The organism is Paraburkholderia sp. GAS82, from assembly GCF_050436285.1.
GTDB classification, from domain to species: Bacteria; Pseudomonadota; Gammaproteobacteria; order Burkholderiales; family Burkholderiaceae; genus Paraburkholderia; species Paraburkholderia phenazinium_B.
Genome location: NZ_JBNDLX010000009.1, coordinates 360,927 through 385,506, shown reverse-complemented (window position 1 = coordinate 385,506; position 24,580 = coordinate 360,927). Strand labels below are relative to the sequence as shown.

Here is a 24,580-nt window from a genome sequence, read left to right as displayed (position 1 = left end):
CTGGACGTTTACAAAATTCCGGTCTTGAAGAGGTTCGGCTAATTTCTGCGGAATTTTGCACAATTTTTGATAGTGATCCAGCCCGTCAAGGCTTGATAAGCCTTGTTCGAATCGCCATTTCATCTTTTGATCTTCCCACACTCAAGTTGCGGAGAATTGCTAAAACTCCCATCCACTGAGAGCGGGAGAAAGGGCGAAACAAGCCAGGTTTCCAGTCGCATCGGTTCACGCTGCATCGAGTTGGGACGTATCGCCCTCGAGATACGCTGCCCGGACCGACGGGCTGGCCAGCAAGTCAGCACCACTCCCTTCGAGGGCAATCTGCCCATGCTGGAGAACATACCCTCGATGCGCCACTCGCAATGCATGATGGGCGTTCTGTTCGACGAGCAGAATCGTCATACCGAACTGCTCGTTCAACTCCCTGATGACAGAGAAGATCCTCTTGATGAAAAGCGGCGCGAGGCCCAGCGACGGTTCGTCGAGTAACAGCAATCTCGGTTGAGACATCAATGCGCGACCGATCGCAAGCATCTGCTGCTCGCCTCCAGACAGCGTACCGGCACGCTGCGAGATCCGGCTCCGCAGGATTGGAAACATCTCGTAGATCCGTTCCAGGTCCTCAGCAGTCTTACGATTGGACGACGTATCGCCCATCAGGAGATTCTCAAGCACAGTCATCCGCTGAAAGATGCGACGCCCTTCGGGCACAACCGCAATATCGAGCTTGCCGACCGCATGTGAAGGCAGGTCCGTAATATTCTGTCCGTCGAATTCGACCGTGCCGCCACTGGCGCGGGGATAACCGAAAATGGTATTCATCAGCGTGGACTTGCCCGCGCCGTTCGCACCGATCAACGTAACGATCTCGCCCGTGTTCACGTCCAGGGTAACCTCGCGTAGCGCCTGGACGCTGCCGTAGTGGGCACTGAGTCCGGTAAGCTTAAGCATGAGCGGTTTTCTCCTGCGATGAACCATCGGGTGAAGAGGTCTCGTCGTCCTCCCCAAGATACGCGCTGATCACCTCGGAATTTGTCTTGATCTCGGCAGGCGGCCCCTCTGCGATCTTCTTTCCGTGATTGAGCACGACAATATGATCGGAAACCTTCATGACGACGCTCATATCGTGTTCAATCAATAGTATGCCGATACCTTGATCCCTGGAGAGGGAGGTCAACAGCGTCGTGAGTTCCCCCGACTCGCGCGGATTGAGACCGGCGGCTGGCTCATCAAGGCAAAGCAGAATCGGTTCAGCGCACATCGCGCGCGCGATTTCGACGCGACGCTGTACGCCATACGGCATGTCACCGGCAGGTTTGTTGGCGATATCCCGGACGCTTAGGCGCTCGAGCCACGTCAGGGCGTTATCTATCGCCTTGTCGTTGGCGCGGCGAAACGATCTTGAGTTCAGCGCTCCGGCAATCGAGAATCTCGACGCTTCCTGCAAGACATTGTGCTGAGCGATCATCAGGTTTTCGAGTACCGTCATACGGGGAAACAATCGTATATTCTGAAACGTCCTGACGACCTGGCCGACCCGCGCGACGTCCACGTTCGTCATCGCATCGAGCCGAAGTTCGCCGCGATAGGGATGGCGCAGTTTGATGGAGCCTTTTGTCGGTTTATAAAAGCCGGTCAGGCAGTTAAAGAATGTCGTCTTTCCCGCGCCGTTCGGCCCAATCACTGCAGTCACCTCGCCTGCACGCGCGCTCATGGACAGGTCCTCGATTGCACGAAGTCCGCCAAACTGCATCGTCAGATTCTCAACGCCAAGCAACGAATTGGAACCGCTCATGGGTTCACCTCCACGCCCGGAGCGCTGACGGTCGCACGGCGATGGCTGATGAGTCCGCCGGGCCGCACGATCATGATAAAGACCATGGCAATACCGAAGAGCAACATTCTGTACTCGGCGAAATCACGCCCCAGTTCAGGCAAGATCACCAGCAAGGCGGCCGCGAGCACGACGCCCAACTGGCTTCCCATGCCACCCAGCACCACGATCGCAAGAATCGTGGCCGACTCCGAAAATGTGAAGCTCTCCGGAGAGATAAACCCCTGCCGTGCCGCGAAGAACACGCCGGCGAATCCGGCCAGCATTGCACCGGTCGCGAATGCGGACAGTTTCACGTTCGTCACGTTAATGCCCATGGCCTTGCAGGCAATTTCGTCTTCGCGCACCGCTTCCCACGCGCGCCCCACAGGCAGGCGTCTTAGCCTTGAGACGAGAAGGTTTGTCAGTAACGCGAGTGCGAGGATCAGGTAATACAAAAAGATGACCCTCTGAACGGGTGAGTATTCGATACCAAATACGGTCGCAAATGTCGGACCATCGCTGGAAGCCTGCATCGGAAGCCCAAAGAATGTCGGCTTTGGAATCGAAGAAATGCCGTTTGGTCCGCCCGTAAGATCACCCCAGTTCACAAGCAGCAGCCGAATGATCTCGCCGAATCCGAGCGTGACGATCGCCAGATAGTCGCCTCTAAGTCTGAGTGTCGGATAGCCAAGCAGCATGCCGAATGCCGCGGCCAGTCCACCGGCGATGGGTAGCGATTCCCAGAAGCCGAAGCCGAAATGCGTCGAGAGAAGACCGTAGGTGTATGCGCCTACCGCGTAGAACGCTACGTAGCCCAGATCCAGCAGACCAGCCAGTCCAACGACGACATTCAGGCCCCAGCCCAGCATCACGTAAATGAGTACCGTCGTAGCCGTATCGACAACGTAGCGGTTTCCTGCAAACAATGCGGGCAACAGCACGGCGAAAGCCACGCATGCCGCGCCGACCCAAACCAGCGCACCATTACCCGTGATTTCAGGCGCGGGCCTTGCACGCAGGCGCCGCTTTGTCAGTAAGCGGAACCGTTGCAGCATCCACTGCAGTATCAGGCGGCCGGCAAAGGCCACCAGAATGAAGGCGGTCAGCAGTGTCCAACGTGTTTCGACATGCAGGCCATTTGCTCCGTCTCGCGTCGTCAGTCCCAGCATCGGCAAACCTACGAGGCCGGCAACCAACGCGGCGCCAAGCGCATCCCTGATGCGAAACTGCAGATCTACTTTTTGCATGATTGTCGGGCTCATCAGACTTTCTCCACCTCTGGCCGGCCAAGCAGGCCCGAAGGACGGAACATCAGAACAATGATCAGGATGACGAACGTTGCCACATCCTTGTATTCGGGAGAAAGATATGCCGCCCAGAACGCTTCGATCAATCCGATGATCAGACCGCCAAGCATCGCGCCAGGGATCGAGCCGATGCCGCCCAGAACCGCAGCGGTAAAGGCCTTGATACCCGCCTGGAAGCCAATTGAGAAGTCGATCACCCCGTAGTAGATCGTCACCATGACACCAGCGACGGCGGCGAGCGCAGCGCCGATCATGAAGGTCAGGGCGATAATCCTGTCGACGTTATAACCGAGGAACTGCATCATCCGTTGATCCTGTTCGCACGCCCGCTGCTGCCTGCCGAAAGGCGTCTTGTTGATGAACAACGTGAAGGCGGACATCAGGACAATCGTCACGATGACGATGAGGAGCTGGACATATGAGACGTACGTTCCGCGCAATCCCTCATTGGAGAAGAGATTCATACCACCCGTCACAAGCGGCGGGATCGACTTGACCCGCGCACCCTGGGTTAGCTGAACCATGTTCTGCAGAAAGATAGAAATTCCGATCGACGAGATCAGCGGCGCGAGACGATTGGAGCCTCGAAGCGGCCGATACCCGACCCGTTCGACGGTCCAGCCGAATACGGAGGTTAGCGCAATCGAGACGATCAATGTAATGGCAATACTCGCCACCACCGACGAGATCCCGCCGCTCGCGAGAAGCGTGAAACACGTCACGGCGATGAATGCGCTGACCATATAAACATCGCCATGCGCAAAGTTGATCATGCCGATGATGCCGTAGACCATCGTATAGCCGATCGCGATCAGGCCGTAGATGGCGCCCAAGGTCAGCCCATTAATAAATTGTTGCAATGCCTGGCTCATGTCCTCTCCGGTGAATCTGCTTCGGAGGCGGAGCACTGGACAGACGCACCGCCTCTTCCGTATTACATAGACGGGACAGGACTTGTCACTTCACGTAGTCATAGTTGTTGCCGTTCCAGCGATAGACCACATAGCCAGGACTCTTGAGATCGCCTTTCGAATCGAAGTCCACTTGTCCGACTACGGTATTGAAGGAGCCGTTGTGAAGCTGCTTCACGATCGCCGCATAGTCCGTGGAATTGGCCTTTTTAGCTGCCTCTGCGAAAACCTGCAAGGCGGCGTACGAATACAGCATGTAGCCTTCCGGCTCGATCTTCTGCGCGCGGAAAGTCGCCACCACCTTTGCGGCTGCCGCACTCTTGCGCGGGTCTGGCGGGAACGTAAAGAGGACCTTGTTGATTTCCGGCCCCGCTGCGGTAACCAGTTCATTATTCGTTAGCGTATCGCCGCCCAGGACCGTCAGATTTAGCCCGGCCTGCGCCGCCTGCCGCAGAATCAGCGCGACTTCCTGGTAGTACCCGCCGTACGCAAGGATCTGAACGCCATTCGCCTTCAGTTTGCTGATAAGGCCTGAATAGTCCTTTTCACCGGCCGTGATCGACTCACGCAGCACAACGGGCGTCTGCTTTGCAGCGAGATCCTTGGCGACCTCGTCGGCCAGACCGCCGCCGTATGCGGTCTTGTCATCGATGACCGCGATTTTCTTGCCCTTGAAATGCGCAGCGATATAGTCGGCTGCAACCTGCCCTTGCTGATCGTCCCGGCCGGTAATACGAAAGATCCCCTTGATGCCGCGTTCCGTGATTTTCGGATTGGTCGAGACGGTGACCTGCGGGATCTGCGCGTCGTTGTAGACGTCCGACGCGGGCAAAGTGGAACTGGAACACCAGTGACCGTCGATGAATGCCACCTTCTGATTGACAAAATTGTTGGCAACCGAAACTGCCTGCTTGGGATCACACACGTCGTCGCCCACAACCAGGTCGAGTTGCTGCCCTAGCACACCACCCGACGCGTTGATGTCTTTCACCGCCTGCTCTGCGCCCTTGCGAAACTGGTCCCCCCCCGAGGCGTACTCGCCCGTCATTGGGCCAGCCACGCCCACCAGAACACTTGCATCCGCGGCGGCCGAGCATGCCAAAGCCAGCCCGCCCATGCTCAGTACCGCACCCATTCCAACCAATCTTTTCCGGCCGTTCATAACCATCTCCAAGAGCAGGCTTCGATGCAGGAACGAACAGGTCTCAGCTATCGTTCCCGGGTATTACCTCGCGTTCAGTGCCGCAAGGTAGATCGAAGATTGCCGTCACCAAAAACGGGCTGGAATTTGATTGTGCGAAAGCGGGGATTAGGTGGAGGCTAAAGATGCACAACGGCGGCATTTGGCTGCGGGAAATCGCATAGTTTTGCCGGTCCGCTCTTCAGATGGCCGTGTAAACGACTATGCGACTATGCGTTGAGACTTCCCGCTTATTCTGGCTTGTACGAGACTATGCGTACTTATCGCCAACCGTGCTGCGGATAGGATGAGTGTCGTAGACAATGATCATGCGCTCGATCAATCCGTTGCCGTCGAACTCGAATACATCGACACACTCGAAGCGCACGGAGGAACCGTCTTTCAGCACCCGGTCGTAGATAAAATAGCTCGTCGCACTCAGAACGCCGATTGTGCCGTCGCAGATGTCGATAAGCGTAATCGTGCTCTCTCCCGAGTTGACCTGCTACGACGCTAGCTTTGCATCGCCTGCGTCACGCAATTGATCTCGGTAGTCGCGGGTTCCGTTGCAAAGAAGGTGAGCGTTCGGTGATGCGTGGACTGGCGTCCGTTTCGACGATATCACCGGCCGCAAACTGTTTGCGGTAAGCAGCGGGTGTCAGTGCCTTCAACGCCTTGAACTGCCGGTTGAAGTTCGCGACGTTCGGAAATCCAGAGCGGGCCGCAACGACCGACACGGGGGTCGAGGTGTGCGCAAGCATCCGGCAAGCATGGCCAATCCTGACCCGCGCGATATATCTCCCAACGCTCTCTCCAATGTGCTGCTCAAAGTAGCGGGCGAGAGAACGTTCCGACACATTTGCAGCCTCGCAAAGTTCGGATAGACGCAGCGGTTCGGCGAAGCGCAAATCGATCATCGAGAGCACGCGATTTATACGTTCCGGTTCGTGGCCCGAAGGACCCTCCGTCCGGTCGCTAAACGCGGTAGGCGAAGCGAGTGGTTCACCGGGCGCTTCCGCTAGCGTACACAAAACATTTAGCACTGCGGCAAGGCGTTCTCGCGGGGCGCTGGAAAGCAGATCGCCGACCTGGGTGTGCATCGCGGTGCCCACCTGCGGACTGAATGCCAGTCCGCAGGCCGCCCTGCGTAACAGGTTGCGCAAAGGCACGTATTCCGGACAGACATCTGCAAGCCGCCGCGCCCAGTCGCCGCCGAACCAGATCACGATTGCGACCTGGGGAGACGATGAATTAATCGATCGGTTCGACGCCCAGGTATGAGGAAGATTTGGCGGCACAAGAACCAGATCTTCGTCCCCGTAGTCTGCGATCGAGTCCCCGATATAGCGCTTGCCGTGACTGTTCAACGTCAGGGTCAGTTCGTATTCGGGATGGTGGTGCCATTCAAACGGGATACGCGGCAAACGCCGGTGGTAAACCCTGACCGAGCAGTCATCGCCGAATTCGACGCGTTCGTATGCTGGTTTCATGGCAGAAGTCGCAAAGAAATTGTCTGGATGGTATCACTTTTTGGGGCGTGTCCGGCCTATGCTCCAGACATAGCAGAACCCACAAGGAGACAACCATGGCACTCAATGTCGACGACCTGCCGGCAGCCATCCGGCAGGCCAAGCAGGAGCTTCGCGAAAGACTTCCGAACTATCGGGATGTTTTCGCCGAAGTGGACGAAGCAATCCGTACCGAAGCCAGCAGAATTGCCGAGCAACGGAGTCGCGGCGAAAACGTGATCCCCGAAATTCAATTCTCCGACATAGCTGGGCAGCGAGTGAGCGCGGAGCAGATCGAACTCGTCAAAGCACGGGGTGCATGCGTCATCCGCAATGTGTTTGACCGCTCTCAGGCGGAAGCCTGGGACCGCGACATCGCGGACTACGTCGAACGGAACGACCTCGATACGCGACTGAAGACCCGTGCCGAGGACAAATACTTCGGCCAGCTGGCATCGAGCAAGCCACAGATTTACGGCGTGTACTGGTCAAAGCCGCAGGTCCTCGCGCGTCAGTCTACGTCGCTGACTACGGCTCGCGTGTTTCTGAACCGTTTGTGGCGCAGTGAGAGCGAAGGTCAGGTCCACTTCGATCCGGAGCACGTACCCGCTTACGCGGACCGGTTGCGCCGGCGGCCGCCCGGGTCAGAGTCGTTGGGCCTGTCCGCGCATTGCGATGGTGGCTCGGTCGAGCGTTGGATCGAAGCGAATTTCCGGAACGTGTACCGGCATGTTTTCAGCGGCAACTGGCGTCAATACGATCCATTCGACGCCGCCTTCCGGCCGGACGTCGAGGAAATTGCTTCGCCAGCCGTATGTTCGATGTTTCGCACGTTTCAGGGCTGGACAGCCCTGACACCTCAGGGTCCCGGAGATGGCACGCTGCAACTCGTGCCCATTGCGAACTCGATGGCCTATATCCTGTTGCGCGCCCTTCAGGACGATGTTGCTGACGACGACCTATGCGGCGCAATGCCTGGCCGCGCGCTGTCGATCAAGCCGGAATTCCATGCGCCGCTCTTCGACGCGTTGTCATCGATTCCGCACATGCAGGCGGGCGACACCGTGTTCTGGCACAGCGACGTCATCCACGCAGTAGAAGACGCGCACCGTGGCACGGGCTACAGCAACGTAATGTATATCGCGTCAGCGCCCGCGTGTGCCAAGAACGACGAATACCTCAAGCGCCAATTGCCCAGCTTCCTTGAAGGCAAAAGCCCTCCTGACTTTCCGACTGACCATTTCGAGGTCGACTTCGTCGGACGAGCTACGGCCGAAGATCTGACGCCCCTCGGTAAAGCCCAACTCGGCTTCGGCCTGTAAGCGCTACCCATCGAAACGATCTGACGCATGCCCATCACGGTGTGCGCCCTGCCCGGTGATTCATACGGAAAACTAAAGGAGACAGCAATGAAAAGAACCGTCATTTCAGCCGCAGTTGTCGCAGCGGCGCTCGCCACAAGTGCACAAGTCGCAAGTTCTGCCGAGTCTCTTTCGGTGTTGCACTGGTGGACCTCGGGCGGCGAATCGAAAGCCATCAGAGTGCTTAAGGACGACATGAATAAACAGGGCTACGAGTGGAAAGACTTCGCCGTAGCCGGCGGGGCGGGTGCAGCTGCCATGACCGCGTTGAAGACCCAGGTCATGTCAGGGAATGCACCGTCGGCAGCGCAGATCAAGGGGCCGTTGATACAGGACTGGGCAAATCAAGGTGTATTGGTCGATATAGATAAATCGACTACCGACTGGAAAACCCAACTGCCAGCGCAAATTGACAAGACCATGAGGTCAGACGGCCACTATGTGGCCGCGCCATTCTCAGTACACCGGATCAACTGGCTGTGGATCAACAAAGCCGACCTCGATAAAGTTGGAGGTAAGCCACCTGCGACATGGCCAGAGTTCTTCGCGCTCGCCGACAAGTTCCGTGCTGCGGGCATCACGCCTGTGGCGCGCGGCGGCCAGCCCTGGCAGGATATGACCATCTGGGAGACCGTTGTGCTTTCTCAGGGTTCAGATTTTTATCGCAGGACCATGATTGATCTCGATCAGAAAGCACTGACTTCGCCGCAGATGGTGCAGGTGTTTCAGATTGTCCGAAAGATCCAGGGTTACTTCGACAAAGGCTCCACCGGTCGCGACTGGAATCTCGCAACCGCCATGGTCATCAATGGATCGGGTGGGATGCAGTTCATGGGCGACTGGGCGAAGGGCGAATTCGCGAATGCGAACAAGCAGGCGGACGTTGACTATATCTGCGCGGCTGCGCCAGGCACATCGAACGCCTTCACCTACACGGTAGACTCGTTCGTGTTTTTCCAGCAGAACGGCAAAAAAGACGCGACTCCTGGGCAGCTCGCGCTTGCCAAGACGATCATGTCCGTCGATTTCCAGGAGCAGTTTAGCCTTTACAAGGGTTCGATTCCTGTCCGGCAAGATGTTCCCATGGGCAAGTTCGACGCCTGTGCCAAGAAATCATACGCAGACGAGCAATCCACGATCAAAGCCAACAGTTTCTTTCCGTCGTTGGCTTTCGGTGATGTTCAGTCGTCGGCCACCGAGGGCGCGATTACCGACGCCGTGACGAACTTCATGAACTCGAATGAGGATCCGCAAGAAGCAGTACGCAAGCTCGCTGCGGCAGCAAAGGTCAAATAGGCGGGACTTTGCGGTTCGACGCTCGCGAAATCGAGCGTCTTTGCACTGACGACGCGACGAACGGAGTCTGAGAGAAAGGCATGTCGATGATCGGGGAATCCAGCCTGATGGGAACTGCCGGAGAAAAAGAGCAAGGAATACAATTTCCCGTTGGACGCCGAGCTTGAACCGCAGTAGCCGACAACCTCAGTACATTATCGCCGGCACCGCGAATCGTGGAACCCGTCGTGCGTATATGGGCGTCGACGATAAAGCTGTGAATGAGATCGGCGGTCGTGAGCACACAATTCTGCTGGTTGATGACGAGCCGGAAGTCCTCGCCGCGTGGCGCCGCATTCTTGAAAATTCAGGTTACAGGGTCGTATGTGCGAGCAACGGCATTGAAGCGCTTGCCTAACTGGAAGCGGGTCGCGTTGACCTGGTTGTTACCGACTGGATGATGCCACTGATGGACGGACTAACACTGTGCCGCCACACATTAGATCTCATCCTGACCTCTCGGATATCCCGATTCTAGGTTACTAGGCCGCGCCGCCCGACGACGTTCTCCTGCACGAATGAAACCGTTGCCTGAAAAAGCCAATGGCTGAGTTACTCTTTCTTGCAACGGTGCATAAGTTATGCACGCGCGCCGTCTACCGGAACGCCAGCCACAGCAGTGAGCCAATCGACTGCTACGGGCGTGGCTTCGGCCATTCGCTGTGATTCCACGAGTGGCGCTTCATGGCCGGACAGCGACCAACGTTCGATCGCCGTCCGGAGGGACCTCGGCTTAGACTTCAGTCTGCTCCGCCATCTCAAGAGCATCGTCGGCCTCGATGCCAAGGTATCGTACTGTGCTCTCAAGCTTGGTATGGCCTAGGAGCAATTGAACTGCGCGGAGGTTCTTCGTGCGACGATAAATCAGCGACACCTTCGTACGGCGCATCGTGTGTGTGCCGTATGCGGTGTCGTCCAGTCCAATCGATGCGATCCATCGATGCACTAGGCGCGAATACTGACGCGTAGAGATATGCGGCGATTCGTGGAGCCGGCTCGGAAACAAGAAGTCGGGCGGCGTCAGCATTGCCGCCTTAATCCATGTCCCGATACTGTCGCGGGTCTGCTCTGTGATCTCGAACTGAACCGGCCGTTGAGTTTTCTGCTGCATGATCGTCGTTCGGCTGGCGACAGCGCACCCGTGGCAAACGTCGCAAACCCGCAGCTTTGTCAGATCGCATGCGCGCAGTTTGCTGTCCCAACCCAAAAGTCGCTCCTGGTAGTCGCTTTTTCTTAATGAGCGGGCGACTGCGGGCGCATACCTCGGACCGAAATGGACATTCCGGTAACGATCAACTCACGGCGCGATGCTCGATAGCGAGCCCGCTTCACGATATGCGTTGACAGTCCTAGTTTGGCACTGTATCTTGGGTCTCGAAATATTCAAGAAGCTCGATTGCTGATCACCATTTTCCGCCTCTTCTGCGCGGTACTCGCTATCCTCTCCTCTTCCTTGAAGTTTTTGTCGCTCCGCAACGGAGCTGTTATTTTTATTTCAAGGAATTCTCATGGATACCGGTACTGTTAAGTGGTTCAACGATAGCAAAGGCTTTGGCTTCATTACTCCTGACGCGGGCGGCGACGATCTCTTCGCTCACTTCTCGGAAGTTCGCGGCGACGGTTTCAAAACGCTCGCAGAAAACCAGAAGGTGACCTACGAGACGAAGCGCGGCCCGAAGGGTATGCAGGCCGCAAATATTTCGCCGCAGTAACGTATTTCAAGGGCCGGTCTACCGGCCCTTTGCATGTCTGCCTGACTAGTATCCTCGCGGAGCCGTGCGCTCCCGATCTGATCGCCGCGTTCGTCGTGCGCGACATTTGTCTTTCGACACGATCCGTCTCGCTTCATTTTCAATTTATTTCGCCTTTACGATATAGAAGTCGTACGGGCGTCACTCGGTTATCGCTTATGCAAAATAATAAACATCTTCACCACCACAACGGTTATTCAGTCTCCCCTTCTGCACATCGGTTGCCGGACGGCTGGTTTGCCGCCAACCTTCTGCTCGTCAGGGGGGATGCCCTTGAGGCTGATCCGGTTTCCTACAAGTTCCACGCACTCGACTATTTCGATAATGAAACGCAGGCCCTGGGACACGCTACGACCTGGGCGCGTGACTGGGTGGACAGCCGCGGATAATGGGCAATACACGTGCATAGTAGCGGCAAGATGGACGGCGGCGAAGATCGACGAGCCGTCGGTGCAGAACGCGTCGGATCAGAACGATACACAGCAAGGGCACCTCTGCCTGCATGAACTGATTTCATTGCGGCGACACCGCCTGGCGCCTCGCCAGTAGGCCAGCGGAGATGGGCGCGAACGATGCCCACGGCATGATGCGAGAAAGCCCGTCATGTCTGTCACATCTGCACCAATCACACTGCTCACACAACGTCGCAATGAAGCGCCTCAAAGCTGCTCAAGCTCGCGCTCTCCAGAACGTCACTCAACCGGATCACGGGATCCGGTCGCCTGATCGACACAACGCTATTCCCGTCAATCGCAACACAAGGAGCAGAGATGGCGTTATTGGTCATGCAGGTCGCGGTAAGCGGAGAACTGGTCGAGATTTTCGAAATGCGGGTTGATGATGTCGACGGCCACCGGATGCTCGCCGCCGCCAATGAGGACGAGCGGGTGATTCATCCCTCGGGACAGGCGCTCGAAGACGGTGAAGTCTGGATCGATCTGATCGACGGAGATGGCGAGACGCTGTTCGACCAGGTGGCATGTTTTCACCGGGCGGATGCCTCGGACGCTTTGCAGATTCACTTCGGCATGCATGTCGATGTCGTTAGAGATTGCCTCTCAAAGTCGAACATCGCATCGCTCCATGCAAGGCACCGTCTGGCAGCCCAAGCCTACTTTCGCAAGGTTGACCGTCTTGTCGACTGCTCGTTGGTAGGTTCCAGGCAGAGCAATCGCCGGCGTGTTGGCGACGCCAGTGTCATGGATCTCGTGATAGAGCTTCGCCGGAGGCTGGATGGTGTTGTCACCCAGCTTGCACTGAGCGAGTTGCCAACGCATGTGCAGGCCGCGGCACGGCAACTGAAAGACGCGACAAATAGCTACGTGGGCGCGGTGCAGCGGCTGTGAAGTGGCGGACTGAACCGCATTGTGGAATGTGAAGGAGCTGTATGCAGAGAACCTTGAACTATCGCGGGTTTAAGATTGATGTTGACCTGGTGCCCACGTCCAAAGACATGTTTGACGCGTGGTTCCGTATCGATGGACCGGCTCAAGCCCCGGCAGTGGCTGCACCAGGCCAGCGTATTAAGGTCCGCGGCGGCCCGTTTTCCCAACGTTGGGCATACTTCGTCGCGGAGATCGCTGGCCAGGCGTCTATCGACGTCATCCTGGGCCCAGACGAATAATTTGACACCGCAAAACGCGAAGGGCGGGCTCGCTCGTCGCGCGTTGTTGCATGCGGTTCAAAAAAACATCGGACACCGATTTAAAAGGAACAGGTTTCATGGACGAACGCAAGCGGGACAGCATGATTGCCTATCTCCGTCACCGCATGGATGACTTCGGTATCAGCCCAGATGATCTGGCCTCGGCACTTGCGGCCGCGCCCGAAGCTGGCCGCTACCTTAGCGCAAATGGCGACAGCTGGAGCGGCGAAGGGGCGATGCCTCAATGGCTGAAGCAGGCGATTAGTGCTGGACAGTCCATAGGGCACTTCGAGTTGTCGTCAGGTTCGGTTTCTAAGCCGCCCCTGCAGGCAGGCGCAGACTGGACGAAAGACCCCTTTGCAGGCAGTCCACTCGCGCGGTCGAGTTCCGGTTAGATCATGATTCTCTTCCAAAGGAAAATCCCTTGTTTAACTGGAGACGGTGAGCCGGCCGGCGTAGACCAGCCAAGATATTGGAGCTCTGCTTCCGACCTTCTTCTGTCATTCGTGCCTACGCATCCCGGGCGGCAGCTTGCCTTGAGTTCCGCAAGCTTTTTGGGGGTACTGCCGAGCTACTGGATCGGGACGGCGACACCGATCTTCTGCGCCAGCAAACGCTCGTAAGTGCAGAAGCTCAGGTCTACCTCATCCTGAGAAACGGTCTTCACTGTCAACGCTACCTCCTCGGGAGTAAGGCCGAGGATCGTGGCCAAGGCGGCCTCGATGGGCCCTGCGCATGCGCGGTCTTCGGCGATGGTCGTGTCGACGGAGATGTCATACGCGCCGTCCTGATCGCGAAACACCACTTCCACGAGGCGTGCCCGCGCGCTCATCTTGCTTCAACTGCCAACCGAGCGACATCGGCCATGACGCGCAGCCGCTCGGCTGGAAATCCGCGAGTCGCATGCAGTCGGACACGATGTTTGCCAAGCGTCACCCAGCCAGTATCGAACTCCATATTGACTCCCTCCAGAACAACGCGCGCACTGCAGGTAAGGGCTCCTGCCCGGTGTTTCAATATATTCGGCGGAATATATTGATGCGAAGGCGATATTCGATCTGCTGATGTTGAAAGTCTTACGCGAGCTCCTATTTTGGCTCGCAAAGGCCACTGCGTGCCGCCACCATAGCGCGTCCAGAGGGCAACAGCGCAACAGCGGGCCGACGCATTTGATCATTTTGCATCGCGGGAGATTGAATCATGACTGACTTCTACTCTGGCAACGACCTGTTTGGGGAACTCGATCGTCTGCAACGGCAGATGTCGGCGCTGTTCGGCAACCTTCCATCCAGTATCCGCTCAAGCCGCACAGATGCATTCCAGCCTCTTAACATTGGCAGTACCGACGACTCGATCAACGTCGTTGCGTTTGCACCGGGCATCGATCCGGCTACGCTCGAAGTGACCGTCGACAAGGGCACGTTGACTATTGCCGGTGAGCGCAAAGCACCCGAGTTCGCGACGGGCAGCGAAACCCGCGCTTACGCCAGGGAGCGTTTTTTCGGCGAGTTCCGGCGCGTGATCGAGCTGCCGCAGAACGCTGATCCGGACAAGGTTGAAGCTGGCTATTCAAACGGCTGCCTGAATGTCCGGATCGGCAAGCGCGAGGCCTCGAAGCCACGCGCCATCACTATTCAGTAAAAGGGGGAAGCCATGAACGATAAGACTCAAATCGCACAACGCGATAACATCGATGTGGCCCGTAGTAACCTGGACAGCACCCGCCGCGTCACGCTTACACCAGCCGTCGACATCATCGAGGACAGTCACGGCATCACCCTGTGGGCCGACCTGCCGGGCGTGCCGCGCGACAAGCTCGCCGTCAAGGTTCATGACGGGAGACTGTACATCGAAGCGGAGGCGGCGGTGCCCACGCCTGGCGAACTGCGGCTGCACCATGCAGAGATTCGCACGCCGCATTTCGCGCGAGCCTTCAGTTTGAGCGAGGACTTCGATACGTCAAAGGTCGACGCCAATCTGCAGGGTGGCGTGCTGAAACTCAGCATCCCGCGTCGCGAAGAAGCACGCCCGCGCCGCATTGATGTGCGGGCGGGTTGATGGCCTGAAAGGCTACGGACGGTAGGAGCGAAAGCGCAGCTATCCGGCGGATGGCTGCGCGGGGATTGCCGCGCCTGCACGCACGCGAGTTAGCGCAGGGTGAAAGCCGCCTGTCTCTGCTGCAGGCATAACGAGGGTCTCGACGAACCATGTCTTCAGCGTCCGGGGCCCGACGTTGAGTTAGCCAGCGCGTGGGTGGAGGAAGTAGTAGCCGCTCCCGAGCGGCACAGGGACTTCAAACGGTTCGGGCGGCCCGCGCTTCACTTCTTGTGAAGTCTTTGTTGACAGCGCCGGGCTTGATTTAACAATTAGACTTATTGTTAAATTGCTCGTATTCGGGAGTAATGCGATCCGCACCAGCTTAGGAGTCTTACGTGCCTTTCGAGCCGCTAAGTGACGATGAGTGGTATCGAGTCTCATGCTTTTTTGGGGCAAAGGACGACAGGCGTCGATTTGGTCGCCCACGCCGCGATCCCCGCGATTTATTCAACGCCATCCTGTGGGTCTTGACACAGGGAGAGCGTTGGCACCGTCTTCCTCTATCAATGCCGCCAGCCCAAACCTGTTACATCAGGTATCTCCAGTGGAAGCGGGATGGAACACTGGAGAAGGCCTTTGCGGAACTCGAAAGACGATCCACCGGTATTGTTCTGCAACCTGGGAAAGAGACGACAAATGATGCAGCTACGGGCGCTTGAGCCAGGCGTTCCCACCTGAGACCAACGAACGTCAACCGCAGATTTTACGGAGCAGCGACCCCGCGCGCTCCGGTGGCCCGCGCCTGCGGGCTCTTTTTTTTCCGGATACGCACAACCGCTTTGGGGTGCATCCGGCGAGCGGCCGATTCCGGCGACAATGAGCCGGACGGCGCACACGGCCGACTCCCGGTTGTGCTGAAGCGATCAGGCGTACCGACCCAACAGGATCATTTATTCCCGGCGTCCTTCACGAGAGCGGCAATAGCAGTCAGGAATACTATTGCGTCGACAGGCTTTCTCAGACAGTCCTGCCAGTTCGCTCCGTTGCCTTCTGGCGGCCGGGAGGAAGTGTGAACGATGATTGGTACGTTCGCGAATTCCGGCATCGCTTTCAGCCGCCTGCACAACTCGCCTCCGTCCATGCGGGGCATCATCCAGTCGGTAACAATCAGGTCAACATGGCCGGATTCGACCTTGGCCAGCGCTTCAACGCCGTCGCCAGCACATACGACCCCATAACCTTCCATTTCAAGAATCACCCGCCATACAGTCAGAATTTCAGGCTCGTCGTCAACCAGCAGAATAGTGTGCATAATAGCCGCCGATTTCATTTAATTTCTGGTCGCCTATCGTGTCGTCCGCACGAAGCGTTCCATGAGCCACAGTCGCCGGGTGATATTTTCTGTTTTGTCACCTACGCGGTTTGTTCCCACAAATCGAAATCGAGGACTGCCAGGTCAGTGGCGAGCGTCGATTGCGTCCGGGGCCGAGAGCGCGTTGTTCCAAGAGGGTCGCGGGTGCGCTTTCGTCGTGGTACGGTCCGAGCGTATTCACGTTGTAGAAATTTCATGTAGCAACTTCATTCACATACGCTGATCATGACCGACGTGCACGTCAGGCCGCTGCGCAAATTTGCCGATTTCCTTCGTGTGGAGCAGGTACGCCTGACCGAGCGATGGATGAAAGCGGTTTTTGGCGACATCGACCTCGTTGAAGCGGACAGGCTCACTTACGAGCAACTCGCCGATCACCTCCCGGAAATTCTGGAAGGGCTCTGCGCAGGGTTCGATGTCGAGGACATCGAACGAGTCGAACCCGCGATCGAACGCGATGCCAGAAAACACGGCATGGTCCGCTGGCGTCAGGGCTACCGTATCGAGGAACTTGTACGGGAGCTGGATCTTTTTCATCAGGCCCTCGCAGATGCCCTTGAGGAATTTGCGGGCCGAGATACCACCTTCACGCGCCGCCACGAGAGCCGGGCGCGGCGCATGATCGCCGAGACACTGAGCATGGTCACCCACACGTCGATCCGCGAGGTTGTCAGGGAGCGGGACCGCAAGATTGACGAGTACACGGGCAGGCTTGAGCGCGCCAACCATGAACTGACGCTAAAGCAGCGACTTATCAGCGATCTTTACGAGTCCCGGATGCAGATCACCCGCAGCGTTGTCCACGATCTGCGGAATTTTCTGAATGCATTTTCGGTTGCGCTGCAACTGATCGGACGGGCACCGGCCAAGGCCGACGCTGCCTTGACGCTGGCAAGCCGGCAAGCCGCCGACATGAAAGCGCTCGTCGATCAGATGGTTGAATATTCGGTTGTGCTTGGTGACAGCACGCCTCTGACGCTTGAAGAGGTCGAACTACGGGAGCTATACGACGAACTCGTCAACTCCTCGCGCCCGGCAATCGAGAGCAAAGGACTGAGGTTGCGACAGTCGTTCGACCCCGCGCTCTCCCGCGTTACGTCCAGTCGTCTCAAGCTGAAACAGATTGCGGTCAATCTGCTGTCAAACGCAACCAAATACACGATAGCGGGAGAGATTGAACTCGCTTTTTTGGCGGTTGGCACGGACTGTTGGTCAATTCGCGTATCCGATACCGGGGTGGGCATCGCGCCCGTTGATGCCGACCGCGTGTTCGACGAATTTGAACGCGCCGCGGGCGACGATATTCCTGGAACGGGCCTCGGCCTCGCCATCGTCAAGGAGCTTTGCCGGATATTGGACGGGCAGATTGACTTCGCGTCACGCGAAGGGGTTGGGACCACGTTTGAAATCCAGTTCCCGCTCACACTGGCGGAACCTGAGTGACCAATGAGCCGATACCAGAAAATCACGCAGCCCGACAAATGGCCGTCCAGATCCTCTCAGGTGCGCTGACCATGAACTGCCGGTGCATAACTGCATCGTATCGGCCGCAACGATAGTGCTCGAGCCACTACGCCTTCGCATTCGTCTACACCGACCAACGTCATGCCACTGGCGCGGGACTGGCCGGCGGAACATCCTTGAAGCTTGGCGCATTCATCGCAGAGTTCCATGATCTCGTCGCATCTATGATTGAACAGGACCGCAGTACCGCGGGATAAACGCATTGGCGTCCGCCCGGACATTGATGATGAATCTGTAAGCCGACATCCTTTAAGCGAACCGCTGACAAACGCATCACGGTCTCGTTCGAAACAAAGCATACCGTCCTGCTAAGCTGATCCGACCGAAAAAGTTCTGCATCTCAAACGCCCGCGTGCGTTATAAAAAGAATAGCCCGCGAACCAGGCCGGGCCGAATCCATGCAGGGAAGCATGGAGGAGACGTGAAACTTATTTAAGGTTGCTCGATTTTGCATTGCAAACTGGCGGTGAAAACGCCGCACGCGACTATGACATTGAGTCTGCGGCGGCTGATTGAACCCACTATAAAAGCATGTCGCCCGATGCGCGCTAGGAAATGCAGGTCCCGGCTAGGAATCGACCAGTGAACCACCGGCAGGCCGAGCAACTGCAACGTGACGCGTGCTGTCGATCGCCGCTTCGTACCTTGTCACCACAACGGGCATCCACCTTGTGGATTTATCGTGAAACGGGAATGACCTAGTTCCCACTCATGCTATCGCATCGAATTGAAAGGCCGCGATGCATTCGTTCAATTGTCGACCCTGAACTTCGAGGGAGCTCGAAGCAGCAGCCGCCTCCTCGACCAATGCGGCGTTTTGCTGGGTCACTTCGTCCATCTGGGTAATGGCCAGGTTAACCTGTTCAATCCCTCTACCTTGCTCTGTCGATGCCGCTGCAATTTCACTCATGATGTTGGTCACGCGGCCGACAGCCTGCGTTACGTCCGACATTGTTGCGCCGGCCTCATTTGCAAGCGTCGCCCCCTCGCTGACTTTCTGCACGGAAGTGTTGATCAGATCCTTGATCTCTTTCGCAGCACTCGACGAACGCTGCGCGAGGCTGCGTACTTCGCTCGCGACCACGGCGAAACCCCGCCCCTGTTCTCCCGCACGGGCCGCTTCCACTGCGGCGTTGAGCGCGAGAATATTCGTCTGGAACGCGATTCCTTCGATAATCCCAGTGATATCCGCGATTTTTGTCGAGTTTGCGCTGATATCTCCCATGGTATCGACGACCCGGCCGACCACGATATTGCCCCTCGCTGCGACATCTGACGCGTTAGCGGACAGCGCGCTCGCCTGTTGGGCGTTCTGCGCGTTTTGTTTCACGGTCGACGTGAGCTCTTCCATGCTAGACGCGGTTTCCTGGAGCGACGCCGCTTGCTGTTCGGTGCGTGATGAGAGGTCCGTGTTTCCCGCTGCGATCTGGCTGGACCCGGTAGCTATGCTGTCTGCAGCAGTGCGGACGCGACTCATCAGATTCACGAGACTACGCTGCATTTCCCCCATGGAGGCGAGTACGCTTCCGGACGGCGCATTTTCTGCGCCGACCACCGGGCTGAGATCGCCCGCGGCCACACGCTTTGTTACACGAGCGAGATCGGTGGGTTCAGCGCCCAAGGCGCGCAGCAGCCCGCGTGTGATGACGACGCCCGCCACTATTGCCATCACAACCGCGGATAGACAAATGACAATGAGAAAGTTGCGCTGTATGGCGAAATTCTCCTCAGCATCTTGCACCATCTTTGTTGCACGTTGATGAGTCACATCGGCATAGTCATTCGAGGCTTTGATCAAGGCCGCAAGTAGTGGTCTGCATTTCGTGATGATTTCGTTTGCTGCGGCCTCGCGTTGGTTGCTGAGTGCCAGACGATTAATATCAAGAGCGACAGGGCGGTACAAACCTTCAATGCGCGCTATCTCAGCGGCGCGATGTCGCGCCTCATCGCTCATGTCCTTGGCGTCGGCCACCATCACATTGAATTTATCGAGATCACTCTCGACCCTTTGTTCCGCGTCGAGAACTGCGGCCTTCTCTATTTCAACATCCGCGGGTGAGGTGACAAGAACTAGGTTCCGTACTGCCATGGCACGATCGTCAACGGCAGCCCGGATGGACTGAGCCATTTCCGCACGTGCGTTGATACCATCAACGAAGCTCCGGAATCGATCGTTTGCGTCGTTCAACGCCTTTAGCGATATTCCCGATACGATCAGCACAACAAGCGTGAGCAATGCGAACGCAATCGAAAGCTTGATCTTGACCGTAAGATTTTGGAATTTCATGTGAGCTCCGATTCCGATGCCGGACGGCATACATACAGGTAAGACGTCCCGATAAATCTGGGGACGCGGCTAGCAAATTCTCGTTCCATGACAGCTATTAACGGCACCTCAGTCCCGGAGCGCAGATCACGAGCTTCCCGCAAAGGTTTGCGCCCGATTTGATTTTTTCTATGACCATGGACGCTCAATTGGTCTGATGAAACGTATGGTGTCTTGTTCACCAGAAGATGGGCTAGCGGAAATTCTCATCGGGGGCATTTGCCGATTGTGGTTGATGTCGGGAAATACTGATCGCACTTCGACGTTGGCCGTTTCTTATATACGCTCACACTTACCTTGCCTTACCGCGTGCAACCCTAACGTCGGGCGGAAAAAATCTTTTCAACAACCGTTAGCTACCCTGAGCAATGTGTCCACGGCGCGTACAAACATGCTTTGATGACTCGATCGTGCGTGCTCGGCAACATGGAGCAATAGAAGCGAACGAATCGCAACGCCAATTCCTTGATGGATGCCGCAAGCGCACCTAGCTAGCGGTCAAAAGCGCGCTCTGCCGCGTTTTGACCGCGATCCTCATTACCGACTGGATTCGGAGGCTTGCTGTCCACGCCGGCCAATTGAGCGACTGGTTCGCCCCCCCACCGGCGAATGCGTAATGCTGCGTTGCCTGAGCGGCGACCTGTCGCAGGCGCTCTCATCTGCGGTCCGTTTTCTACGGTCTCGGCTGGCCGCCCACCCTCGATCGCGTCGGGCAACGACCGGCCAGAGAGAGACCTTCCTCATAGTCGGACAATGTCCGTTATCGATGCCCTGTGGTCGACGGGAGTTGTTCCGATGTGTCGAAACGTGAGATATAGACCGGCCAGCGAAAAATCTGTCGGATATATGTGCTAGTGGAAGATCACTTTGATGCAGCGAACCATGCGCAGGTTCGACCAGACGCGCTTTTTTGGAGAGTTGCAATCCGCGAATGTCGCGACTATCGTAAAGTCGTCTCCTCTCCATATCGCCTGCTGATGTGGAATTGCCCGTCCTTGAGGCGGGCGTTTTTTACAGCGCTCCGCTTGCAGCGTCGGGGTCCGTTATGTGACCGCGCACAGATTACTAACGGTCGTAAGAAAAAGTGACACAGGTACAGGCTTCTTCAAGCAAAGATTCCATGCGGGCTGGAGAATGTCTGGTGGCGGCGTGGCTGACTGGCCGAGAATCGGGATATGCGCGAAGTCGGGTTGAGCCCGAATCTCGCGGCTTAAGGCAAGTCCGTCCATCAACGGCATTATCCAGTCGGTAATAATGAGGTCGGGCACGTTGTGTTTCAGACATTCGAGCGCCTCGATACCGTTGCTCGCGCAAGTCACCCTGTATCCTTCGTTGACCAAGATCAGGGACCACGCGGCGAGAAGTTGGGGCTCGTCATCCACAAGCAAAATCGAATACATCTGAGGCCACCGATTGGTCAGTTTTGTTTTTCGCTACCGCCCTCTCCTGCAAGAAACGATCCCAAGGGGTACACGCTGCCATCGCAATTGTTTGTCTTCACCACGTGTATCTTTGGGCGAGAGGCAAGCAGACACTACGTCGTTCTGCTGGCACTCGCTGAACGTGATTGGGTAGCGCGAGCGATCAATGAACGATCAACGCTCTCGCAGGGGTCTCGGCTCAAGGCAACATTTTCTCGATGATCGGAAGCAGCATGTCGAGCGAGAGAGGCTTGCGGCAATAGGCGATCACCGGATTGGGCTGTCTCGGTATATCAAGGGCTGCGCTGCAAAGGATGATGGGGATTGACCGAAGGTCCGGGTCGTCGAAGAGGGCAGCGCATAACTCTGGACCGGACATGACTGGCATCATGCAGTCACTGAGAATGAGGTCTGGCCTGGCCTTGCGGATCAGCTCAAGTGCGACTGCTCCGTCCGGCGCTGTCACGACGGCATATCCGACCTGTTCAAGCAGTAAGCTCCAGATAGTCAGAAGGTCGAACTCATCATCCACGACCATGATCGTTTTCATGGCGCGTCAACTGTCGAAACGGCCAATGATTCCTGTCGCGGCCCTACGGCCACCGAGCACACCTGCTGCACCTGGAAAAGCGTCGACAACGTCGAGCCCCTTCTCGGTAATGACGAGCTCCCGAAGCGAAGAGTCGTGCGCGCTTTCGCGCTGTTTGACCACGGAGATCATTCGATGCAGACCCGTGTCGGTTTCCGCATAGCGCAGCAAAATGAGATTTTCAGTCATGGCCGAGAGACGCATTCCGCGCATGACGGAGGGATCGGAATTGAACGGCACTTCTTCTGTGAGAAGCGTTGTCACCCCTGCGGCGCGTAACTGATGAGTCAATGCGTTGAGGAACAGACCAAACCGGCCGGTGCGCATTGCTGAATCACGAAACCCGTCGATACCGTCAAGCACAAGTCGCGTCGCGCCGGTCTGCTTTACCGTAGCGAGAGCGGTGGCTGCCAGTTCGTCTATTGCCAGTTCAATGGCCGGTTGCCACTGGACGGTCAGCCGCCCGTCGTCGCACGCCGCCTGCAACGGAATTGAAACGGATTCAGCCTTGCCGATGAGCCGTTGCGGCGACTCGTAAAAGCCAAGATAGACGGACTTTTCGCCGCGTTGCGCACCGGCCGATAGAAACTGCAGCCCAAGCAGCGTCTTGCCGATTCCCGATGCGCCCATCAGCGTGGTCGTGGAGCCCTTTATAAACCCTCCGCCGAGCAACTCATCAAGACGAGGAATACCCGATCCGAGGCGCGCCTTGAGGTCGGCCGGTCCAGGCTGCTCCGCACATCGTGCTTCCAGCCGTGGAAACATGACATGGCCGCTGTCCGTTATACGAAAGAAATGCTTGCCCAGCATGTGATCGCGAGCACGCATCTTGTGGACTTCAATTTCGCGCGTGCGGCGCATGCCATCGCTGTAACGGTTGAGCTCAATCAGGCCGTCGACGAGCGTATGTTCGGGATGCGGCTCATTACCCGACAAAGGAGCCAGCAGCAACGTTGTACAGTTCATGGCAGCAACCAGCGCGTTCAACTCATGGATGAACTTGGACAGCGAGAGGTCCGTTTCACTGAACTCGCGTGCGCTGCGAAAGCCATCGACGATGAGCAGACCCGGGCGGTACTGGTGGAGGCTCAAGGCAACCTGCTTGAGGAAGCCATCAAGTCCGCCCTGCATAAGCGCGTGATAGCCCGAGACGAAAAACATTTTCTCCGCGACCGCTTTCTCGTCAAAGAAGCTGAGTGCGCTCAAGTGCCCGAGGAGTTTGTCGTGCGATTCAGCGATCAAGGTCATATACAGCACCTTCTCGCCCTGGAGGACACGATGGAAGCCGATCTGACTCGACAGAATCGTCTTGCCCGCGCCAGCCATGCCTTCTATCAGGTACAAAGCGCCGCCGACCAGACCTCCGCCGAGAATGGTATCAAGGCCCGGTACACCCGTTTCGACGTTCGAATGGCGCGACGCTGGAGATGTGTGAGTTGTCATTTTTTGAATCGTCTGCGAAGGTTCAAACAAGGGGCCGCCGCGAAATCAGCAAATCCCCAATAGAAAGCAAACCGTGTACCTGACTCGCCGCGCCGACAGGAAAGCGCATGCAAAAAGCGCGCGCCAGAATTTTACCTCTTTGAATTCGCTTGCGATCCTCGGACCCTGTGCAGGGGCAATCGCAAATCCTTGTCTCGGCGGTGGATGGCGACATTCCGACGGTTATTGGCGGACTTTTGCTCTCGCGACGGACTTCTCCTTCGCCGGTCGTCCACCTTGCTCAGGGACCGATGTTTGGAATGGTCATGCAGGGAAACAAGAGCATGCGGTTGGGGAACGAAGTTCAGCACTACGGCGTCGGCAGATTATCTGCTCGTATCGTTCGACGTTCCGGTCACGTCCAGATTCGATGCCCCCGGCGGGCAGAATCGATGTGCGAAAAGTGACGCCAAGGCGTGATCGCGCGTTAGCGATGCGTCGGAAAAAATCTAGCGTCTGGCGGCCGCCGATTCGACGGGACGGCCAGGGTGACTACCGTGCCTTTTTGCGGGCATCCGATAGCTGCCAAACGAAACCGGCCAATCTGGAGAACCGGTATGAGCGCAGACACTCCCACCCCCGTCTTCGGCGAGTTTTCTACGACCTGCTGGCAGGTCGCGGGGGATCTCAGCGAAACCATCAGCGCGGCAAACAAGGTCGTCGGCTATCGGACCGCACTCATGCTGTCCGGAACCGCGACGTGTCGGCAGATACCATGCCCGACAATATCAGGTCTTAGGGGCAGCCGGCACGGCGCTCGATGCAGCAGCCTCCTTCGCCTTCCTGTTGGCCATATGCCGGCCAGCGATACACCCGCCAGTTGCTCCCAACACCGAGTGCCCCTTCCCAACATAATGGCCTGCCACCGCCCCCACCGCTGCGCCCTTCATGCAGCCAGCAGCATTCGCACCAACTGCAGCGATCGAGAACAGGAATGCGATCAACAATTTCTTGAGATTCATGCTTTTTACCCAAAAGGTTGTCATTCAAATGAGAGTGCTCCGTTACACATAGC

General features: G+C 57.1%; 25 protein-coding genes and 3 pseudogenes. 13 read left to right on the top strand and 15 right to left on the bottom strand.

Going from position 1 to position 24,580, the window contains the following annotated elements; genetic code table 11:
* Nucleotides 1-225: 225 nt before the first annotated feature.
* The 7 genes and pseudogenes from P3T17_RS27790 to P3T17_RS27760 all read right to left on the bottom strand — a co-directional run bounded on the left by P3T17_RS27790 (nucleotide 226) and on the right by P3T17_RS27760 (nucleotide 6,704).
* Entirely contained in the window at nucleotides 226-951 is a 726-nt protein-coding gene (locus P3T17_RS27790; protein ID WP_429409647.1) for an ABC transporter ATP-binding protein, read from the bottom strand.
* Nucleotides 944-1,795 carry an ABC transporter ATP-binding protein gene (locus P3T17_RS27785; protein ID WP_429409645.1) on the bottom strand — a complete coding sequence of 284 codons (852 nt, stop codon included), beginning with the start codon at nucleotides 1,793-1,795 and terminating at the stop codon, nucleotides 944-946. Before P3T17_RS27785 ends, P3T17_RS27790 begins: the two co-directional genes overlap by 8 nt.
* Nucleotides 1,792-3,063, bottom strand: a complete 1,272-nt coding sequence (gene livM, locus P3T17_RS27780) for a high-affinity branched-chain amino acid ABC transporter permease LivM (protein WP_429409643.1) — start codon at nucleotides 3,061-3,063, stop codon at nucleotides 1,792-1,794. The genes P3T17_RS27785 and livM overlap by 4 nt, the downstream gene beginning before the upstream one ends.
* 14 nt (nucleotides 3,064-3,077) lie before the next feature.
* On the bottom strand, nucleotides 3,078-3,995 hold the full coding sequence (locus P3T17_RS27775; RefSeq protein WP_429409641.1) for an ABC transporter permease subunit: 918 nt from the start codon (nucleotides 3,993-3,995) through the stop codon (nucleotides 3,078-3,080).
* Between the two features lie 85 nt (nucleotides 3,996-4,080).
* Entirely contained in the window at nucleotides 4,081-5,196 is a 1,116-nt protein-coding gene (locus P3T17_RS27770; protein WP_429409640.1) for a branched-chain amino acid ABC transporter substrate-binding protein, read from the bottom strand.
* Nucleotides 5,197-5,485: 289 nt separating this feature from the next.
* A pseudogene (locus P3T17_RS27765) lies at nucleotides 5,486-5,710 on the bottom strand (nuclear transport factor 2 family protein); the annotation flags it as partial.
* Between the two features lie 37 nt (nucleotides 5,711-5,747).
* Complete coding sequence (locus P3T17_RS27760; RefSeq protein WP_074266844.1) at nucleotides 5,748-6,704, bottom strand: helix-turn-helix domain-containing protein; 957 nt, start codon at nucleotides 6,702-6,704, stop codon at nucleotides 5,748-5,750.
* Nucleotides 6,705-6,799: 95 nt separating this feature from the next.
* On the opposite strand from P3T17_RS27760, the gene P3T17_RS27755 reads away from it, so the two are divergent.
* From P3T17_RS27755 to P3T17_RS27745, 3 genes are all read left to right on the top strand, one after another.
* Nucleotides 6,800-8,044 (top strand): DUF1479 domain-containing protein, encoded by a 1,245-nt coding sequence (locus P3T17_RS27755; protein ID WP_429409639.1) that lies wholly within the window; start codon nucleotides 6,800-6,802, stop codon nucleotides 8,042-8,044.
* Between the two features lie 87 nt (nucleotides 8,045-8,131).
* Nucleotides 8,132-9,379 carry an ABC transporter substrate-binding protein gene (locus P3T17_RS27750; RefSeq protein ID WP_429409638.1) on the top strand — a complete coding sequence of 416 codons (1,248 nt, stop codon included), beginning with the start codon at nucleotides 8,132-8,134 and terminating at the stop codon, nucleotides 9,377-9,379.
* Between the two features lie 163 nt (nucleotides 9,380-9,542).
* Complete coding sequence (locus P3T17_RS27745; RefSeq protein WP_429409637.1) at nucleotides 9,543-9,776, top strand: hypothetical protein; 234 nt, start codon at nucleotides 9,543-9,545, stop codon at nucleotides 9,774-9,776.
* A 375-nt stretch (nucleotides 9,777-10,151) separates the two neighbouring features.
* On the opposite strand, the pseudogene P3T17_RS27740 reads toward P3T17_RS27745, so the two are convergent.
* Nucleotides 10,152-10,625 (bottom strand): annotated as a pseudogene (locus P3T17_RS27740) (tyrosine-type recombinase/integrase); the annotation flags it as partial.
* Between the two features lie 301 nt (nucleotides 10,626-10,926).
* Here P3T17_RS27740 and P3T17_RS27735 point away from each other — a divergent pair.
* The 5 genes from P3T17_RS27735 to P3T17_RS27715 all read left to right on the top strand — a co-directional run bounded on the left by P3T17_RS27735 (nucleotide 10,927) and on the right by P3T17_RS27715 (nucleotide 13,209).
* Complete coding sequence (locus P3T17_RS27735) at nucleotides 10,927-11,130, top strand: cold-shock protein (protein WP_111934417.1); 204 nt, start codon at nucleotides 10,927-10,929, stop codon at nucleotides 11,128-11,130.
* 197 nt (nucleotides 11,131-11,327) lie between these two features.
* Entirely contained in the window at nucleotides 11,328-11,558 is a 231-nt protein-coding gene (locus tag P3T17_RS27730) for a hypothetical protein (RefSeq protein WP_429409636.1), read from the top strand.
* Nucleotides 11,559-11,939: 381 nt separating this feature from the next.
* The gene (locus P3T17_RS27725) at nucleotides 11,940-12,515 is read left to right on the top strand and encodes a hypothetical protein (RefSeq protein ID WP_429409635.1); all 576 of its coding nucleotides are present in this window, start codon (nucleotides 11,940-11,942) and stop codon (nucleotides 12,513-12,515) included.
* A 41-nt stretch (nucleotides 12,516-12,556) separates the two neighbouring features.
* Complete coding sequence (locus P3T17_RS27720; RefSeq protein WP_429409633.1) at nucleotides 12,557-12,793, top strand: hypothetical protein; 237 nt, start codon at nucleotides 12,557-12,559, stop codon at nucleotides 12,791-12,793.
* A 98-nt stretch (nucleotides 12,794-12,891) separates the two neighbouring features.
* Nucleotides 12,892-13,209: an H-NS histone family protein gene (locus P3T17_RS27715; RefSeq protein ID WP_429409632.1), complete on the top strand. Its 318-nt coding sequence runs from the start codon at nucleotides 12,892-12,894 to the stop codon at nucleotides 13,207-13,209.
* Between the two features lie 176 nt (nucleotides 13,210-13,385).
* Here the strand turns inward: P3T17_RS27715 and P3T17_RS27710 are convergent.
* Nucleotides 13,386-13,771: pseudogene (locus P3T17_RS27710) on the bottom strand (hypothetical protein).
* A 243-nt stretch (nucleotides 13,772-14,014) separates the two neighbouring features.
* On the opposite strand from P3T17_RS27710, the gene P3T17_RS27705 reads away from it, so the two are divergent.
* The 3 genes from P3T17_RS27705 (at nucleotide 14,015) to P3T17_RS27695 (ending at nucleotide 15,570) form a co-directional block, all read left to right on the top strand.
* On the top strand, nucleotides 14,015-14,455 hold the full coding sequence (locus tag P3T17_RS27705; RefSeq protein ID WP_429409631.1) for an Hsp20/alpha crystallin family protein: 441 nt from the start codon (nucleotides 14,015-14,017) through the stop codon (nucleotides 14,453-14,455).
* A 12-nt stretch (nucleotides 14,456-14,467) separates the two neighbouring features.
* Complete coding sequence (locus tag P3T17_RS27700; protein ID WP_429409630.1) at nucleotides 14,468-14,872, top strand: Hsp20/alpha crystallin family protein; 405 nt, start codon at nucleotides 14,468-14,470, stop codon at nucleotides 14,870-14,872.
* 374 nt (nucleotides 14,873-15,246) lie between these two features.
* Nucleotides 15,247-15,570, top strand: coding sequence for a transposase (locus P3T17_RS27695; protein WP_429409629.1), 324 nt, complete (start codon nucleotides 15,247-15,249; stop codon nucleotides 15,568-15,570).
* Nucleotides 15,571-15,797: 227 nt separating this feature from the next.
* On the opposite strand, the gene P3T17_RS27690 is transcribed toward P3T17_RS27695, so the two are convergent.
* On the bottom strand, nucleotides 15,798-16,181 hold the full coding sequence (locus P3T17_RS27690) for a response regulator (RefSeq protein WP_429409628.1): 384 nt from the start codon (nucleotides 16,179-16,181) through the stop codon (nucleotides 15,798-15,800).
* Nucleotides 16,182-16,448: 267 nt separating this feature from the next.
* Here P3T17_RS27690 and P3T17_RS27685 point away from each other — a divergent pair, with 267 nt between their 5' ends.
* Nucleotides 16,449-17,666: a sensor histidine kinase gene (locus P3T17_RS27685; protein WP_429409627.1), complete on the top strand. Its 1,218-nt coding sequence runs from the start codon at nucleotides 16,449-16,451 to the stop codon at nucleotides 17,664-17,666.
* Nucleotides 17,667-18,456: 790 nt separating this feature from the next.
* Here the strand turns inward: P3T17_RS27685 and P3T17_RS27680 are convergent.
* The 4 genes from P3T17_RS27680 to P3T17_RS27665 form a co-directional block, all read right to left on the bottom strand.
* Nucleotides 18,457-20,034, bottom strand: a complete 1,578-nt coding sequence (locus tag P3T17_RS27680) for a methyl-accepting chemotaxis protein (RefSeq protein ID WP_429409626.1) — start codon at nucleotides 20,032-20,034, stop codon at nucleotides 18,457-18,459.
* A 1,082-nt stretch (nucleotides 20,035-21,116) separates the two neighbouring features.
* Nucleotides 21,117-21,473 carry a response regulator gene (locus tag P3T17_RS27675; RefSeq protein WP_429409625.1) on the bottom strand — a complete coding sequence of 119 codons (357 nt, stop codon included), beginning with the start codon at nucleotides 21,471-21,473 and terminating at the stop codon, nucleotides 21,117-21,119.
* 220 nt (nucleotides 21,474-21,693) lie between these two features.
* A complete protein-coding gene (locus P3T17_RS27670) occupies nucleotides 21,694-22,044 on the bottom strand; it encodes a response regulator (RefSeq protein ID WP_429409623.1) in 351 nt (116 codons plus the stop codon).
* Nucleotides 22,045-22,050: 6 nt separating this feature from the next.
* Nucleotides 22,051-23,526, bottom strand: a complete 1,476-nt coding sequence (locus tag P3T17_RS27665) for an RAD55 family ATPase (RefSeq protein WP_429409622.1) — start codon at nucleotides 23,524-23,526, stop codon at nucleotides 22,051-22,053.
* 167 nt (nucleotides 23,527-23,693) lie between these two features.
* On the opposite strand from P3T17_RS27665, the gene P3T17_RS27660 reads away from it, so the two are divergent.
* Nucleotides 23,694-23,972, top strand: a complete 279-nt coding sequence (locus P3T17_RS27660; protein WP_429409621.1) for an AraC family transcriptional regulator N-terminal domain-containing protein — start codon at nucleotides 23,694-23,696, stop codon at nucleotides 23,970-23,972.
* A gap of 321 nt (nucleotides 23,973-24,293) precedes the next feature.
* On the opposite strand, the gene P3T17_RS27655 is transcribed toward P3T17_RS27660, so the two are convergent.
* Nucleotides 24,294-24,527 (bottom strand): hypothetical protein, encoded by a 234-nt coding sequence (locus P3T17_RS27655; protein WP_429409620.1) that lies wholly within the window; start codon nucleotides 24,525-24,527, stop codon nucleotides 24,294-24,296.
* Nucleotides 24,528-24,580: the final 53 nt, after the last annotated feature.